The organism is Cytophagaceae bacterium ABcell3 (assembly GCA_030913385.1).
GTDB lineage: Bacteria > Bacteroidota > Bacteroidia > Cytophagales > Cytophagaceae > ABcell3.
This window is the reverse complement of the sequence record CP133159.1, coordinates 4,899,882-4,915,972: the sequence shown is the minus strand read 5'-3', so window position 1 is coordinate 4,915,972 and position 16,091 is coordinate 4,899,882. Positions and strand designations below refer to the sequence as shown.

The window sequence follows — 16,091 nt, the reverse complement described above, 5'->3', positions numbered from 1 at the left end:
TGCTAAGGTCTTAGTAGAAATTACTAACTTTAGGCATTGTGTATATTGTGTTAAATATTGTCAAAAATAATTTTAATGAAATCTTACGCTGAAAGCTTGCCTTCTGCACTTTCTTTACCTGAATATCTTTCCGAAAACTCTAATAAATACCAACCCGCTATCTTTCTGGATTATGACGGAACTTTGACTCCGATAGTGGATGACCCTAATAAGGCTACCCTAGACCCAAAAATGCAACAGGTGGTGGATGACCTGAGCAAAGTTTGCCTTGTTGGCATTATCAGTGGTAGGGATAGGGCAGATGTACAAAATAAAGTAGCGCTTCCTTCCTTAATTTATGCAGGCAGCCACGGGTACGATATTGCTGGACCTGACTTAGAAATGGCCCATGAGAAAGGCGTGGAATGCTTACCTTCTCTGGATGCTGCAGAGGAAGAACTGAAAAAACTTTTTGCTGAGGTGGATGGTGCCCGGGTAGAAAGAAAGAAATTTGCCATTGCGGTACATTATCGCCATGTCAATAAAGAAAATGTGCCAGAAGTTCTAAAAACAATTGACTGTATTCTTAAAAAGAACCCTTGTCTGAAAGCAGGACCAGGAAAAATGATTATGGAGCTAAAGCCTAATTTCGACTGGAATAAAGGCAAGGCTTTATGGTACCTTATTGACAAAGTGGCTACAGCAGATAATATATATCCTATTTATGTAGGTGATGATATGACTGACGAAGATGCTTTTAAAACCCTTACAGACAGGGGGACTGGTGTTTTGGTAGGCGACCATGGAAAAGAAACTGCCGCTGGTTACAAATTAAATAACACAGATGAGGTTTATGATTTTCTTGTAGCTCTTCTGGATGTGCTAAAAAACTAAACTCATTAAGGGAATACAAAATAAAAAAAAGTCTGCAAAAACAGGCTTTTTTTTATTTCAACTTTTTATAAAAAACGTATCCGTTTTTTTCGTATAGTTCTTCAAAATCCGGGTCTTCTTCAAAGCGCCTTTTGTGGGTTACTTTGGTGGATAGATAAGTAGGGTTTTTCTGGACTGGGTTTTTAATTAGGTCTGCTTGAGGTTTTTTTGGTGCTTGCGTAGGCTGTGCATTCCCATAGAATAAACTGGCATGACTTGTAAAACCGTAGGTTTTAATTGTAGCCTGTTCGTGTGCTACTGACTTGTAAAACTCTATTTTTGCTCCTTGTACTTGGAGTTCTATTTTAGGCATAATGGTCAAAAGGAAGCTTTGCATTACAAGGATAGTGGCAAAAAATAAAATTAAGCTCCATTTGATAATGTTTGTATGAAAGTACTTGAAAAATAAGACGATGGCAATTAAGTATAATATAGCTGGTATAACTTCCCAACCACTCCACTCGACTTCTGCTGCTAATAACGCATAGGTGAAATCATTGTTGACATGGTGCGCCAATGCTTCGAGTATAGGAGATTTGAATTTCATTGTTAAGGGAACAGCAATGAAGAAAAAAGAAATGGTCCCACCTATTACCAGTGCAGCTCGGGGAATAAACCTGCGGAAGTAAACTCTCCGGTGGCTTGCTTTATGTAAAGTATAAGCAGCAAGGAAACTTATAGGGAAATATGAGAAGGATAGATAATGATGTGAACCTACCTCTATAAATGAAAAAAAGATGAATATTATTGATAAGCAAATGATCATCCAAACGCGGAAATTGTTTTGGACGACATTGTCCGAATAGAACTTGCGCAAGGCTTTGATAACAAAAATTGAAGCAGGGAAACTACCGGCTATGATAATTAACCAGTGGTAAAAATAGGTTTTATGGGTAAGAAGGGAAAGGAATACGCTGACATCGTTTAAGAAAAAATCTTTCACAAAGGATGATCCATAAAGGATAGATTGACTAAAAGCCCAAAAAATAACAATAGCCAGAATAGATGAAGAAAACAATAAAGCCTCTTGTGTAGAGAAAAGCCGCCACGTTCTTCGTACCATCATAAAGGTAGCTAGTGAAAAAAGTACAATAAAGGCTGCTAAAGGGCCTTGTGTTAGCATTGCTAATCCTAGAGAAACGCCTGCTAAAAAAGTCATTTGCAGGCGCTGGTAGTAAAAGTTTATACTAAGACTGGAGTGAACAATTAGACTGACAATACTTAAAAAGATAAAAAGGTTGTTCCACGGAGCTGCCAATCCTGATTTAAAGTAAAGACTTGTCAAGAATGAACCTGCAAAAGCAATAACCCAGAACAAACCGAAGCGGGTGCTAAAAAACTTTTGACCAAGCCAGAACAATAATACAAGCGTGATTATGCCAGCTAAGGCATTGGGCAACCTAGCACTGAATTCACTGATCCCAAAAATATTCATGGAAATGGCCTGCATCCATATGAAAAGAGGAGGCATGTCAGGCATTGGTTCAAAATTTATCTGAGGGGATAAGTAGTTGCCAGTAACAAGCATTTCTCTGGCAGCTTCAGCAAATATGGTTTCATACCCGTCCAATAAATGGTGATTGCCCAGAAATGGTATGAACAGAACCGCTGCTGCAAAAACTATAGCTATATTAGTATATTTCTTGTGCAGTATGGTCATTCTTTTTTTCTAATCTGATCAATGGCTTGTTGATTACACTTCCTTCTTTTGCTGGAAAATATTTATTGAAAACATAAAATGAAACGATCGCTAAACTTATGCCCAGCATTGAACCAGCATAAATATCTATGAAAAAATGTTGGATCAAGTATATTCTTGAGAACCCTACCATTAATGCTGTGAAAAAGAGCGCAAACTGCCACTTCTTTTGTTTGGCCAATAATGCAAGAAGGGTAAATAGTGTAAAAGCGGCAGTTGTATGGCCAGATGGGAAGCTGTACATTGTGTGTATTTCCAGACCTTCTATATAGTGTATACCGGCCTCTTCTCCAAAAAAAGCCCCTGGCCTCATATGATCTGTAAAAACCAGCCTTTTCAATCCTTGTATAATTAGTCCTGTCAATGCCATAATAATACCGATGCCAATACCTGTATGAATGTTGTAGAACAGTATTAACCCAAAAACTATGGCTAAAGTTATCCAGATTTCTCCGACCCAGGTGGCTCCTATAAATAGCTTGTCCAGAAAACTGTGGTGGTATTGATTGACAAACAAAGAAATTTCGCCTTTGGGTATTAGTATAATTGCTAAAGAGCCTATTAGCCAAAAAAATATGGCAATGGTGAGGTAATATTTAATCTTGTTGATATGATCCAAAAACATATTTTTATTATTAAGGTCAGGTATATTAAAATTTGAATAGTGTTAGTTGCAGGCAAAGGCTTTAGGGGGTCGCGGATTGTATAATCCAGGCTTATAACTTGCTATTCGACCGCCAGTAAGTTTATGCTTGACCTTGTACTATACTATACAATATAGCCCTTTTTATTTATATGGATAAAAAAAGGGCTGAAGGATTCCCTTCAGCCCGAAAAACGTTATTTGTTGTTATTATTGTTCCTTTTTAAAATGAGAAATGTCGCCTGAATTTTCTTCAGGGTTTGAGTCAATCCTGTTTTTAAGTTTTTTGTCATCAACATTTTTGTCCAGGAATTTATTTATCTCATCAAGGTTATAGCTAGAAACTATTTCCCCGAAGGTGTTTACCTGAATGCTGAATCCATTTAAATCTGGATTAACTTTTGGTTGTTTTTTAGATGCACTTTTCTTTGCCATAAATAATCAAGTTTAGCTAACTTTTACCTTATTGCTAAGGACAGTCAAGGCTTTCTCGATTCTAGCATGCACTTCATTTTTACCAAGTATTTCAATGATCATCATTAGGTCTGGCCCAGAGCCGGTTCCTGTAATGGCCAGCCTTAACGCAGGCAAAACCTTACCGATTTTTAATTTATTTTTCTCAAGGATACCCATAAGCAATGGTTTTGCTTCTTCTGCGCTTATAGAATCTTTTTGAGCCAGAACATCTCTAAATTCAGTTATGACCTGTACTGCCTCACTAGTCCATTTTGACTTTACAACAGACTCGTTATAGGAGTCAGGTTCTACAAAGAAATACTTGCCGTCATGCCAAAGATCGTTCGGAAATACTATTCTGTCCTTCAGCAGGCTACATACTTGCTCTGCTTTTTCAGCGGTATAAGCGATATTATGCTCATCCAGCGCCTTTATTAAATAACCAGAAAGTTCCCTGTCTGGTTTATCTTTAATGTACTGCTGGTTATACCACTTCGCTTTATTTATGTCAAATTTTGTGCCTGATTTTCCAATTCTTTCCACAGAAAAAGCATCGATCAGCTCTTCTAGTGTAAATAGTTCCTCGTGAGTGCCTGGGTTCCAGCCTAAAAAGGCTAAAAAGTTTATAACAGCTTCTGGCAAATAACCATCTTCTCTGAAGCCTTGTGCCGTCTCTCCAGTGGCAGGGTCTTTCCATTCTAATGGAAATAAAGGAAATCCATGTTTTTCTGCATCCCTTTTGCTAAGCTTGCCGTTTCCGTCTGGCTTTAACAAAAGAGGAAGGTGTGCAAACTCCGGCATGGAGTCTTCCCATCCTAAATATTTATATAGTAGAATGTGGCAAGGTGCAGAGGGTAGCCATTCTTCTCCACGGATAACGTGGGATATTTTCATCAAATGATCGTCTACCACATTGGCTAAGTGGTAGGTAGGCATACCGTCAGACTTCATTAAGACTTTGTCGTCTAATGTAGAGGAGTGCCACATGACCCAACCTCTTACTAGGTCATTCAGACGTATCTCTTCTTTTCTAGGTACCTTAAGCCTTATAACATAGGGTTCTCCTGATTCTATTCTTTTCTTTACCTCATCTTCAGGAAGGGTAAGGGAGTTTTTCATAGTCATGCGTGTAATGGCATTGTACTGTGGGCTTACTACCCTTGCAGCTTTAAGCCTTTCACGCATAGCGTCTAATTCTTCAGGAGTGTCAAATGCATAGTAAGCATGGCCTGCATCTATTAGGTTTTGCGCAAACTCTTTGTACGACTCCTTACGCTCAGATTGTCTGTACGGAGTATATGGGCCTCCTTTGCGCGGGCTTTCGTCAAGTTCTAGACCAAGCCATTGAAGCGCTTCAAAAATATAATCTTCAGCGCCTTGCACAAAACGGCTCTGGTCGGTGTCTTCAATCCGAAGTATCATTTTGCCGTTGTGCTTTTTGGCAAAAAGATAGTTGTACAATGCGGTACGTACCCCGCCTATATGAAGCCCCCCTGTAGGGCTGGGAGCGAATCTGACTCTTACTTCCTTTTCCATTCAATTTCGTTGTTTAACTGGAGTCCTTATTTTACTGCAATACAGGATATTTCCACGTTTACATCTTTTGGTAGTCTTGAAACCTCAACTGTTTCACGTGCAGGAGGCACTGAGGTAAAGTATTCACCGTAGGCCTCATTGATCGTGACAAAGTTGTTTAAGTCTTTGACAAAAATACTGCACTTGACCACATTGCTAAAGCTCATTTCTGCTTCTTCTAAAATAGCCTTAAGGTTGTTCATTACCTGATGGGTTTCTTTAACAATATCGTCTTGTACTAATGCTCCTGACTGTGGGTCAAGGGCTATCTGTCCTGATACAAAAAGTGTGTTTCCTGCCAGTACTGCCTGGCTATATGGACCTATAGGTGCTGGTGCATTGCTGCTTTCTATTATCTGTCTGCTCATAAAAATAGGACTTTTATTTTCTTCAAAATTAGGCAAAATAAAGGATAAATTATAATCAATGTTCAATTCTAGGACTTCACCTGATGCTTTTTAAAATTAAACCAATGCTAGATTATGGTTCTGAAGTATCATAGTTCAGCACTGGGTTAATGATGAAATTTGCAGGCCATGGTTTATAGTTTTGAACCATAAGCCAAATCTCCTGCATCGCCCAGGCCTGGCATAATGTATTTTTTAGCATTTAGGGTGTCGTCTACCGCAACTGCCCATACATGGGCATCTGGCAGTGTCTCTTGAATGTGTGCTACCCCTTCTTGAGAAGCTATAATTGATGCGATGTGGATAGAAGAAGGCTCCCCATATTTTTTTAGATGAAGCACCGCTTCTTGCATAGACTTTCCAGTCGCCAACATAGGGTCTGTTAAAATCAGTACTTTGTCGGCAAGGGAAGGGGATGAGAGGTATTCCGTCTTGATGTCAAAAGTCTCTTCATCTGTTTTATTCCTAAAGCTGCCCACAAAGGCATTTTCAGCCCGGTCAAAATAGTTTAAGAACCCTTGGTGAAAAGGGATTCCGGCACGCAAGACCGTGGCCAGGACAGGCTGTGCTTCTGGCTCACTGGCTTGTGCAATACCCAATGGAGTGGTAATATAATTAACTTTATAAGATAAGGTTTTGGATATTTCATAGGCCAGGATTTCCCCCAAACGCTCCATGTTTCTCCTAAATCTTAAAGGGTCTTTTTGGGTGTTTACAGAGCGCATTTCTGCTAAAAAACTGTTTGCTATGCTGTTGCTTTCAGAGAGTATAACCATTTTTTTACTTTTAATAGTAAAGAAAACCATAGTGGCATTCTTTCTTTATAAATTGCCGGGTAATATTCAGGTAATGCGCCGAAACTTGCAAAAAAACGTGCAATTCCCTTGATATCACTGCCTTCAAAATCAAGAAAAACAGGGGTTCCTGCATAGTCTTGAATCAATTTGTTAAAAATTAATTGCATAGCACCTGACTCCCGGGCAGCAGGGCTTGTTGTTCCGAATATATAATGTATACGGGATTTGCTGTGAATGGTCATGATGCCGGCAATTACTTCCTCTTCTTTTTTTGCTAAATAAATATTGCCAATGCCTCTGGAAGAAGCATGCTCGAACAATTTTTCTACCAAGACATAATTTTTGGCCTTAACTTCTTTAATTTTTTTTCCTTGGTTTTGTTTAAAAATATCAATTAATGTGGAAATATCATTGCTCTTGCTAATGACAATGTTGTTTTTTTCAGCTTTTCGTATGTTCCGTTTATGGTTTGAACTATAGGCTTTTTGAAGGTCTTCGCATGGTTTGTTTAAGTCGAGGATGTAATTGGTCCTTTTTTTTAATGAAAATCCTTCAAGGTTTTCCTCTATCAAAGGAAGGTTTTTGCTGCTAAACTGATAATGTACAAATGGATACTTATTGGCTAGGAGGCTTAGAACTTTTTTTATGGGCAAGGGAAATCCTGGAATATGGAAAATGCCTAACTGTTGCGTGAAAAATGGCTGTATGATTAGCTTTAACCCCATTTTGCTTATTTCAGGTATAGGCATAACCATTAGGTATTTTTCTTGCTCTTGCCAGACTATTGCCTTCCAGTTAGGGCTAACTATGTCTAGGTGTGCAGGTGTAGTATATAAAGAGCAGTTGCCTGATTCTTCTAAGCACTTTTCATAAAGGGCTATATTGATTTCTTTATTTTTTAGAAGGCGTAGCATTAATTTTCCTGGCAAATCTTGATTATTTTTTCATAAACCCCTCCCCAGTTTTTCCATTGACGTTTACCTCCTATGGACTCATTATGGAAAATGTAGGAAAAATGGCCATTTACCGCTTTGACTTCATTTACTAATGGTCTTACATGATGACCTACGTCTTTGGCCCTTATTTTTAAGTGAATTTTTAATGTGGTGTCCATGATTACAAAAGGTTGAACCCTGAGCTTTGTGGTTTTGTTTTTCTCCAAATCAAAGAAATAGAAAGGGTTAGAAGTAGAGGCCCTAAACCCTGACCGGGAAGGGTAGCCCATTGAATAGTCTTCTGTAATTCCTTCTTTTACTAAATCCCGGTAGGTATTGGGAATAGTGAGTTTGATAAAGTGTTGCCTGCTTTTATGGACTTTTTCATTCAGAATGGACTCTAACCTTTTCCGCTCCTTTGTTAACCTGGATCTTTTAGAATTAGAACGGTAGGAGGGATGTAAGCCTATGGGGTAATTGCCTTGCAAATGTTTTATTAACTTTTGAAAGATAGGATTTTTGTGATGTGAGTTAGGGTCAAATTTCCCATAGTCGCCTATCAATATAAAATATATAGGTTTTAGCTTATACTTTTCATGCAAGTCCGCTTGCTTTTGGTAAGAGTCGTATGGGTCTTGCTTTAGGTGCAAAAGCACGCTAAGCCTGTTGAAAAATTTTCGGAATTTTAGTTTTGCCAGACGTATGGCCAAGGCGCCTGCTGTTCTTACCAAGCCTTTGCCACGATATGCATAGGCGTGATCTATATCTAGGGTAGGGCAAAAGGAAAACTGTTTTTCTCCAAAAGGTAATTTTGGGTAAAGGTTTAGCAGTGTTTCTTTTATCCTGCTGGCCCATATGTCGACAATCGGTTTTTCCAAGAAGCCCCCTTTATAGGCAATACTTTGTTCCGGGATATACCTTTTGTGCTTATCCTTTTTATGTGGGAGGTATTCTTCATATCTGGTTACCAAGTAAAAAGAGGCGGCAAAAGGGTCAAAGGGAAATATGCCGGAATTTACCGGAAATATTATGTTTTCACTACCTTTATTGAAAATCTGAATGGGTTGATCGTTAATCTTGTCTTCAAAGAGTAGTTTCGTGGCAGTAAAGTGCAACGGAGAATTTTCTGGTGCAGTAAAAGAATATGACATTTTGGCACCTTTGTGTTCTCGAAAAGTGCTTTCTTGGTCTGTTAGCTCAAACTGAAGCTTCAATAGGTCTTTGAGTATAAAGCTAAAAATGTACTCTATCCGTGGGTTTATTTCCTCTACGTATATTGAAAGCATTTAAAAATAAATGTCGTTTAACAGGGATAAAGTTACAGGTAAAAAAACTCAAAAGGGAAGTAAATCCCAGAAAAATCTTATTTTTACAAACCAAGGCAATGCTAGGAGATGAATATTTACGTTTCGCTATGTTGTACGGCCTGTTTGGTATGTCTTTTTAACTCAGATGAAAAAACTTGTACTCTGTTTATGTTTTTTAAGTCAAATAGCGTCAGGGCAAAGTATTTTTGTGCCATACGATAAGGACTATTACCATTTAACAGAGCGCTATGAGATCAGGTCTGGGCGTTTTTCACATTCGTATCACCATACTTTTCAGCCATACACTTCCAAAGCTATAGCTGAATTTTCTGATTCTCTAGAACGAGACACGTTGCCCCTTTCTAAAAGCGATAAGTTTAATTTAGACTATCTGCAAAATGATAACTGGGAATGGTCCGAACTCGCCTCACCGGAGTCTGAGCGCCCAATTTTACGACGGCTGTACCGGACTAAACCAGATTTCTTCCACTATCAGTCTGATAACTTTTTTCTTCGGGCTAGTCCAGTTTTTCATTTTTCCGGAGGACGGGAAACTGCTTCTGATGTTACTACCTATATAAATACCCGTGGTGTAGAGCTGCGGGGAATGATTGATGAAAAAGTAGGTTTTTATTCATTGATTACAGAAAATCAAATGGCTGGGCCTCTTTACGTCAGAAGGTATATTGCAGAGCAAGATGCCGTGCCGGGAGAAGGCTATTATAAGCTGTTTAAGGACCACGGAGTCGATTTTATGCAAGCCCGTGGATATATCACTTTTAATGCGACTAAAAATATTGCTTTGCAATTTGGGCATGATAGAAACTTTATCGGTCATGGGTATCGCTCTTTGGTGCTATCGGACTTTTCACCGAATTATACTTTCTTAAAAGTTAATACCCGACTTTGGAGGTTTAATTACACTAATCTTTTTGCGGAGTTGAACGGAGGACGCTTTTTCCCTTGGGACCATGTGTATCCTAAAAAATACATGGCTTTGCACCACTTGAGCTTTAATGTGAGTGATAACTTTAATATAGGTATATTTGAATCAGTAATTATAGGACGGAATGATACCCTTGGAAGTGCACGCCAATTTGACCTCAATTACCTGAACCCTGTTATTTTTTATAGGGCCATAGAGCAGCATGTTGGAAGTCCTGATAATGTTAAAGTGGGATTGGACTACAGATGGAACTTCCTCCAGCGTTTTTCTTTGTATGGGCAGTTGGTGCTTGATGAGTTTCACCTTCAACATCTCCGGGAAAGGAATGGGTGGTGGGGAAACAAGTTTGCCTATCAGCAAGGGTTCAAATATATAGATGTGGCTGGCATTAGTAACCTGGATTTTCAATTTGAGGTAAATGTTGTGAGGCCATATATGTATACCCATTACGATAGCTTTACTAACTATACACATTATAACCAGCCCATAGCGCATCCTTTGGGAGCTAATTTTCATGAATTGTTGGGTATCATACGCTATCAGCCGATTCCTCGTTTAAACCTTATGGCTAAAGGTTTTTATGTGCGATATGGCGCCGACACGGCTGGAACGAACTGGGGCGGAAATATTCATTTGGACTACTCTACCTTCGAGCAGGAGTTTGGCAATACTATTGGACAGGGTGTGGCAACGAGCCTGAAGTACATTAGCCTAAATGCTTCGTATCAGTTGAGGCATAATTTATTTATTGATGTAGGATATTTGTATAGAAGAACAGACAGTGAAGAGGAAGAATTTGAATCTTCTACCCACTTTGCATCGTTAGGTGTTAGGTTGAACATCGCCAGACGTGTCCATCCTTTTTGATGCTTTGTTTCTGCTACTGAGCAATAGAGCAAGTAAAATCGTTTTATTTCAGCACTTCGGTGCGGTGCAAGCTAATGTAAGCTCTATTGTTTTATTTTAGATTAAAAACTTGGGCTAATGTTTTATCACAAGCGTGGCTATTGTTAATTTGTAGCTTATTTAAAAAAGATTAATGAAGACCTTTCTCAGACTTATTTCTTTTGGACGACCTTATAGGAGATATATACCAAAATACGTTATTTTGGCCGTGTTGGGGGTGATATTTGGGGTTGTAAACTTTACGCTTCTTATACCGCTTCTAAGTGTGCTTTTTGAGACTTATTCTATTCCTGATGAGCTGGTAAAACCAGATCCTGAAGTATCGCGGTCTTACCTAATTGATCTCTTCAATTACTATATGTATGTAATTATAGAGGCTCAGGGCAAAAGTGCAGCTTTGCAGTATGTATGTGCAGTCCTCTTTGGTTTCGTTTTTTTTGCTAACTTTTTTAGGTATACCGCCCAGCGAGTCATCAATCAAATGCGTACCTATACCATGTACAACATGAAAAAGGTCTTGTTCGAAAGGTTGGTGGACAATGATTTGAGTTATCATCACAACCAAAAAAAAGGGGACCTGCTTTCAATTCTTTCTAATGATATGCAAGAGGTGGAGCAGTCTATAGTGACCTCTATGCAGGCGTTTAAAGAACCTTTGCTGTTTATTGGATACTTTATGGTCTTGTTTTCTATTTCGGCAGAATTAACGTTGTTTTCCATTATTATTTTGCCTGTTAGTGGGGTTATGATAGGCACCTTGGCGCGAAACCTGAGAAAACAGTCACAACAAAGCCAACTTTTCCTTGGCTCTGTTTTAAATATTGCAGATGAAACTTTAGGAGGTATCAAAGTCATTAAAGGGTTTAATGCTTCCGGGGCTGTAAAAAATAAGTTTGATGGAGAAAGCTCATATATCAGGAGTTTGATAACCAAGATTATGCACAAACGGGAACTGGCTTCTCCTTTGTCTGAGGTTTTAGGTGTGCTGATTGCCATTGTTGTTATTTTGTACGGAAGTAGTATGGTTTTTAATGGCAAGTTTAGCGCAGAAGCTTTTATAGCTTATATTGCTATTTTTTCTCAGGTACTTTCTCCTGCAAAAGCAATTACGCACAGTATCGCTATTTTACAAAGGGGGATTGCTGCCGGAGAAAGAGTGCTTAAAGTTATAGATTCTCAGCCGGAAATTATCAGTAATCCAGGTGCTATCGTTCCTAAAGAGTTTAAAGAAAAAATTGAGTTTAAAAATGTTGGGTTTTCATATGGTGAGGATCCTGTTTTAGAAAACATTAATTTGACGCTAGAGAAAGGACGAAAAGTGGCACTTGTGGGGCCATCTGGAGGGGGGAAATCTACTTTTGCAGATTTAATCCCTCGCTTTTATGACGTTAAAGAAGGTGATATTTTGGTTGATGGTACCTCTATTAAGAATATTGAGCTTACGGCATTAAGGAGTTTTTTGGGTATCGTGACTCAAGAACCTGTGCTTTTCAATGATACCATATTCAATAATATTGCCTTTGGAATGAAGGGGGTGTCAAAAGAGGCGGTAGTCAATGCTGCCCGAATAGCTAATGCCCACGACTTTATTGTTGAAACGGACAATGGGTATGAGACTACGATTGGGGACAGAGGCGTTAAACTGTCTGGTGGTCAACGGCAGCGTATAAGCATTGCCAGGGCTGTATTGAAAAACCCTCCAATATTAATCCTTGATGAAGCTACTTCTGCTTTAGATACTGAGTCGGAAAAACTGGTTCAGGATGCGCTTAATAAACTTATGAAGAACAGGACTTCTATAGTCATAGCCCACAGGTTAAGCACTATCGTAGATGCTGATGAAATTATTGTGCTTGAAAAAGGAACTATCCGTGAGCGGGGCACCCATCAGGAGTTGCTTGCTGCAAAAGGGGTATATCATAAACTTTATGCAAAAAGTGCTCTTTTTGAAGAGTAAATAGTTAAGCAGGAAGCATACGCTTCCTGCTTTTCAGATACTTATTGCTTAATTAGTCTGAGTACCTGTGAATGGTCTTCTGTCATAAAAGTTACTAGATATATACCATCAGGAAGGTTCTGTATGTCAATTGTGTAGCCTTCGTCTTCTTGTGAAACTAGCGCATTCACTTGATGGCCTTTCATGTCTGCAATGGAAATGGCAGTAGCTTTTTCCTCTGTTTTTAATGTATAGATCCCTGTTCCTGGATTAGGGTAAGCAGTTAAGTCTAATGTTTTGGTTTGAGTCCTGATGCTCGCCACTACACCTTCTCTAAATCCTATTTTTTCATCATTAACATAATCTTCCTCATCAGGATCCCAGAACCTTGTAATGATATGTAGTAGCTCCCCTGCCTCATCAAAATAGTAGCTGATTAAACTTGATGCTACAATATTCCAATCGCCGTTCCATTCCTCTTCCACAAACCCACGATAGTGGCCATGCTGGTCATAATGTTCAGAGTATCTAAAATCATTTTCCCATTCTCCGTCTAGCCAAACTTCTTCAATATACGTGAAACTACCATGTTCTTGCTCTGTTCTTGTACCTCTATAAACTTGCTCATATTCCTCCTCTTCGGCGTTCCACGCGTCATAATAGAACGACTCCAGCTCATATTCTCCTGGGTCATTGGTCCAGGTAACGAATGAAATGTCTCTGAACCTTGCGGCACTTATCCAGCTATCTTCTTCAAAATCATAATATTCCTCTTCTATAAGTTCGGGTGCTTCGTCTTCATTGTTGGCATAATGGAAGAGTGTTCTTGCAGATGGTTCCCAGTCATCATTGTGTTGTCCGAAAGCAAGTTCGGTTATAACTCTATCTTGATTGTCGTAGTCAAATTCATAACTTTCTACTAATTGAAATTCCCCTGCCCCAAGGTCAAAACTTACAACTTCTTCTGACATTCTTAGACCGTTTTGGTAAGTGTAGCTGTGCTGCCTACTAGATGTGTATGTCCAGTCGTTGCCATCCCAGTCAAAAAGGCTCTCCTCTGATAGGTCTCCTTGCTCATTTCTTAAGAATAAATATCGCTCTCTATTTTCCCAGTCGTCATCCTCCCAGTCCTGCCAGATAATCTCTTCTGTTTCTCCTTGGTCATTATATGTGTACAGCACTTGTTCTTCATTTAACCATTCATCATCTACCAATATTTGAATGGTTTGAGTGGTGATCCTTCTGCTTTCATCATATTCATAAAAAGTTCTGCTGGACAGTTCCCACTGGTCATCCACCCATACAGAGTCCATACTGGATTGCGGAAGCTCATACTCTGCGTCAGGAGCATTTCTCGACTCCACTATGGCTGTTTTTTGTTGTACAGAATGACCGGACTTGGTTTGGATTTCATGCTCTTTTCTGTCGTGTTTCCCTTTTTTTAACTTCTGGGCATAAACTGAATTTGCGAATACTGCTAAAAATGTCAGTGTTAAGATAAGGTAAGTCTTTTTCATAAGTCTTTTAGCTAATGTTAGATATAACCAATAACTGCTAGACTATTTGTAAAAGAAATTGTTTGGCAAAATACTTAATTTATTTAATGTCGCAATTGGAAATGGGAGAGGAGTGTTACTTTTCAACTTTAATATAAGGAGCAACTTTTTGCAGCCAATCCTTGTCCAATGGTTTTACCTGTAACAGGTCTTTGGGTTCTTTATATAGTTTATGCTGTTTTCTGTATGCTACAATTAAAGATGCCTGTTTCGGTGAGATATAAGGGTGTGAGACAAGTGTTTTATAAGTTGCCGTATTGATGTTGATTTTAGCAGGTTCGAAATTGGGTGCTACAAAAGCTCTTTCCATAAGTTTTGGGACAATAGCACTGTCGAGGTGATAAACCTCATAAAGCTGTTCTAATGAGTGAAACCCGCCTAGTGCCCTTCTATATTTTATGATTCTTGATGATAATACAGGGCCTATACCAGGTATTTTCTTTAATTGAGTAGTATCCGATAAATTGATGTCAAAACTTGTAGCTTGTAATTGATCTGTTAAAACTTGCTTTGACTGGTTGTGCTTATTGGTTTTCGATTCTTTAAGGTCTATTGATATATAATCGCTTATCCGTTCAAATTCCTTGTGTGAAAAGTTGTAAATCTTGAGCAGGTCTTCTTTTTCCTTAAATACGCCACCTTTCTGTTTATATTTTTCTATCCTTTGTGCTATAGCAGGCTCTATTCCCATTTGCAGCCAGTCTTCTTCCTCAATTTCATTGGGGTCGAAGGAGGTTAACGGATAGCTGTTGTTTCTTTTATGGTCTTGTGCTTCAGGTTTTTCTAAAGTTTGCAGGAGGCTATCAAGTATTTGTTTGTCCTCTTTATAAGAAAGATAGTCTGGATTTGAAAAATATGGCAGAATATGCGAAACGGAGGCAAGGGCTGCAATGATCAATAAAAGCGCTATGAAGGCATTTGCTTCTCTTGTGGTAAACCCAAGTGTAATCTTAAGCCAATAAACTACCTTCTTTTTCATGTTATACTTCTTTTAAAAGCATCCTGAAGCTTGTTTTGACAATGGAACCCATATTTTTGCACGATAGAAACTCGTCATCCTGATAATGTTTAGCGAGCTCCACTTTTAGCTTTTCTATGTTTTCTTTGGTAGAGATCTCGTCTTGCATGACCGCATCACCTAAGTCTTTGATGCGGTACTTTGCAGATTTTAGCCTGGCCGCAATCATGGCTCTTTCTTCTTTTTGATATTGCAAAACAGTCTCAGGAGTCAATATCTTAAAGCCAATGTCTATGATGGGGTTGTTTTGAGAAAAATATTGAGGCATATAAACCAACTTTCGGCCATCATAAGATTGTTGGTCAAAGTCTATAGCCCTTATTCTGTAGTGAATTTCTTCGAAGTCTGGTATCATTTCCACTACATAGTTTCCCGAGTGCATATCTCCTAACAGCCTGACAAAGCACCTTTCGTTGAATTTCACAAATTCTTTAGCGAGCCTTATTTTGTTAATCATGCCCGTGTTTAAATATTCTTTGATAAACATATCGCCAGGTATTCCAACTATATGTTCCTCTACTAAGGTATCGCCATCTAAAAGGAAATTGATTCTATTGGGAGATAGCAGGTGCTCTAATTCTAGGCCATAGATTCGGGAGGCATCGGCAACTTTAATGTAAAAGTAGTCAAAGTTGTCGTTCATTTTATTGACTATCCTGATGCGGAAAGGCTTGGTATTTCCAAACACACATAGGTCAATTCTGTCTATGTATAGGTGTTCCAGCACAGACATATCGCCTTGTGTTTTTAAGAGCGCATAGGACTTTTTTAGTCCTTCGTAAACATATGGGATTTCTGACTGTGAATAAAAAACCGTTTCCCAAAAGGTGTCCTTATCGTCTTTGTCAAAAAGTGGTATACTGCTATTGAACCTGGTAAGATCGAAATAAGTAATGGGCAGTTTTATCTCTCGTTCATAGTTTACAAGGTACTGCCTCAGTGGTTTTTTTACTGAAAAGATTACTTTCTTTTTGCTGATCTTTACCATTTAAATAAGA

At 38.7% G+C, this 16,091-nt stretch carries 14 protein-coding genes; 3 read left to right on the top strand and 11 right to left on the bottom strand.

All coding sequences use genetic code 11. From position 1 onward, the window contains the following. Positions 1-75 precede the first annotated feature (75 nt). Positions 76-873: a trehalose-phosphatase gene (otsB, locus tag RCC89_20205; GenBank protein WMJ75462.1), complete on the top strand. Its 798-nt coding sequence runs from the start codon at positions 76-78 to the stop codon at positions 871-873. Positions 874-925: 52 nt separating this feature from the next. On the opposite strand, the gene RCC89_20200 is transcribed toward otsB, so the two are convergent. The 8 genes from RCC89_20200 to RCC89_20165 all read right to left on the bottom strand — a co-directional run bounded on the left by RCC89_20200 (position 926) and on the right by RCC89_20165 (position 8,710). After that, on the bottom strand, positions 926-2,572 hold the full coding sequence (locus RCC89_20200) for a glycosyltransferase family 39 protein (GenBank protein ID WMJ75461.1): 1,647 nt from the start codon (positions 2,570-2,572) through the stop codon (positions 926-928). Next, complete coding sequence (locus RCC89_20195; GenBank protein WMJ75460.1) at positions 2,544-3,230, bottom strand: phosphatase PAP2 family protein; 687 nt, start codon at positions 3,228-3,230, stop codon at positions 2,544-2,546. Before RCC89_20195 ends, RCC89_20200 begins: the two co-directional genes overlap by 29 nt. Positions 3,231-3,464: 234 nt before the next feature. Further along, a complete protein-coding gene (locus tag RCC89_20190; GenBank protein WMJ75459.1) occupies positions 3,465-3,689 on the bottom strand; it encodes a hypothetical protein in 225 nt (74 codons plus the stop codon). Between the two features lie 12 nt (positions 3,690-3,701). Further along, the gene (gene gltX, locus RCC89_20185; protein WMJ75458.1) at positions 3,702-5,246 is read right to left on the bottom strand and encodes a glutamate--tRNA ligase; all 1,545 of its coding nucleotides are present in this window, start codon (positions 5,244-5,246) and stop codon (positions 3,702-3,704) included. A gap of 26 nt (positions 5,247-5,272) precedes the next feature. Next, positions 5,273-5,653 carry a RidA family protein gene (locus RCC89_20180; protein ID WMJ75457.1) on the bottom strand — a complete coding sequence of 127 codons (381 nt, stop codon included), beginning with the start codon at positions 5,651-5,653 and terminating at the stop codon, positions 5,273-5,275. Positions 5,654-5,826: 173 nt separating this feature from the next. After that, complete coding sequence (gene upp / locus RCC89_20175) at positions 5,827-6,468, bottom strand: uracil phosphoribosyltransferase (protein WMJ75456.1); 642 nt, start codon at positions 6,466-6,468, stop codon at positions 5,827-5,829. Next, positions 6,438-7,403 (bottom strand): GNAT family N-acetyltransferase, encoded by a 966-nt coding sequence (locus RCC89_20170; GenBank protein ID WMJ75455.1) that lies wholly within the window; start codon positions 7,401-7,403, stop codon positions 6,438-6,440. The genes upp and RCC89_20170 overlap by 31 nt, the downstream gene beginning before the upstream one ends. Further along, entirely contained in the window at positions 7,403-8,710 is a 1,308-nt protein-coding gene (locus RCC89_20165) for a polysaccharide deacetylase family protein (GenBank protein WMJ75454.1), read from the bottom strand. Before RCC89_20165 ends, RCC89_20170 begins: the two co-directional genes overlap by 1 nt. A 166-nt stretch (positions 8,711-8,876) precedes the next feature. Between RCC89_20165 and RCC89_20160 the strand changes: the two genes are divergently transcribed. Together RCC89_20160 and RCC89_20155 are read left to right on the top strand one after the other, a co-directional pair. Continuing rightward, positions 8,877-10,544: a hypothetical protein gene (locus RCC89_20160; protein ID WMJ75453.1), complete on the top strand. Its 1,668-nt coding sequence runs from the start codon at positions 8,877-8,879 to the stop codon at positions 10,542-10,544. 172 nt (positions 10,545-10,716) lie between these two features. Beyond that, positions 10,717-12,540, top strand: coding sequence for an ABC transporter ATP-binding protein (locus RCC89_20155; protein WMJ75452.1), 1,824 nt, complete (start codon positions 10,717-10,719; stop codon positions 12,538-12,540). 41 nt (positions 12,541-12,581) lie between these two features. Here RCC89_20155 and RCC89_20150 read toward each other — a convergent pair whose 3' ends face one another. From RCC89_20150 to RCC89_20140, 3 genes are all read right to left on the bottom strand, one after another. Then, positions 12,582-14,036 carry a T9SS type A sorting domain-containing protein gene (locus tag RCC89_20150; GenBank protein ID WMJ75451.1) on the bottom strand — a complete coding sequence of 485 codons (1,455 nt, stop codon included), beginning with the start codon at positions 14,034-14,036 and terminating at the stop codon, positions 12,582-12,584. Between the two features lie 115 nt (positions 14,037-14,151). Continuing rightward, complete coding sequence (locus RCC89_20145) at positions 14,152-15,054, bottom strand: helix-hairpin-helix domain-containing protein (protein ID WMJ75450.1); 903 nt, start codon at positions 15,052-15,054, stop codon at positions 14,152-14,154. Position 15,055: 1 nt separating this feature from the next. Then, positions 15,056-16,081, bottom strand: coding sequence for a hypothetical protein (locus RCC89_20140; protein WMJ75449.1), 1,026 nt, complete (start codon positions 16,079-16,081; stop codon positions 15,056-15,058). Between the last annotated feature and the right edge of the window lie 10 nt (positions 16,082-16,091).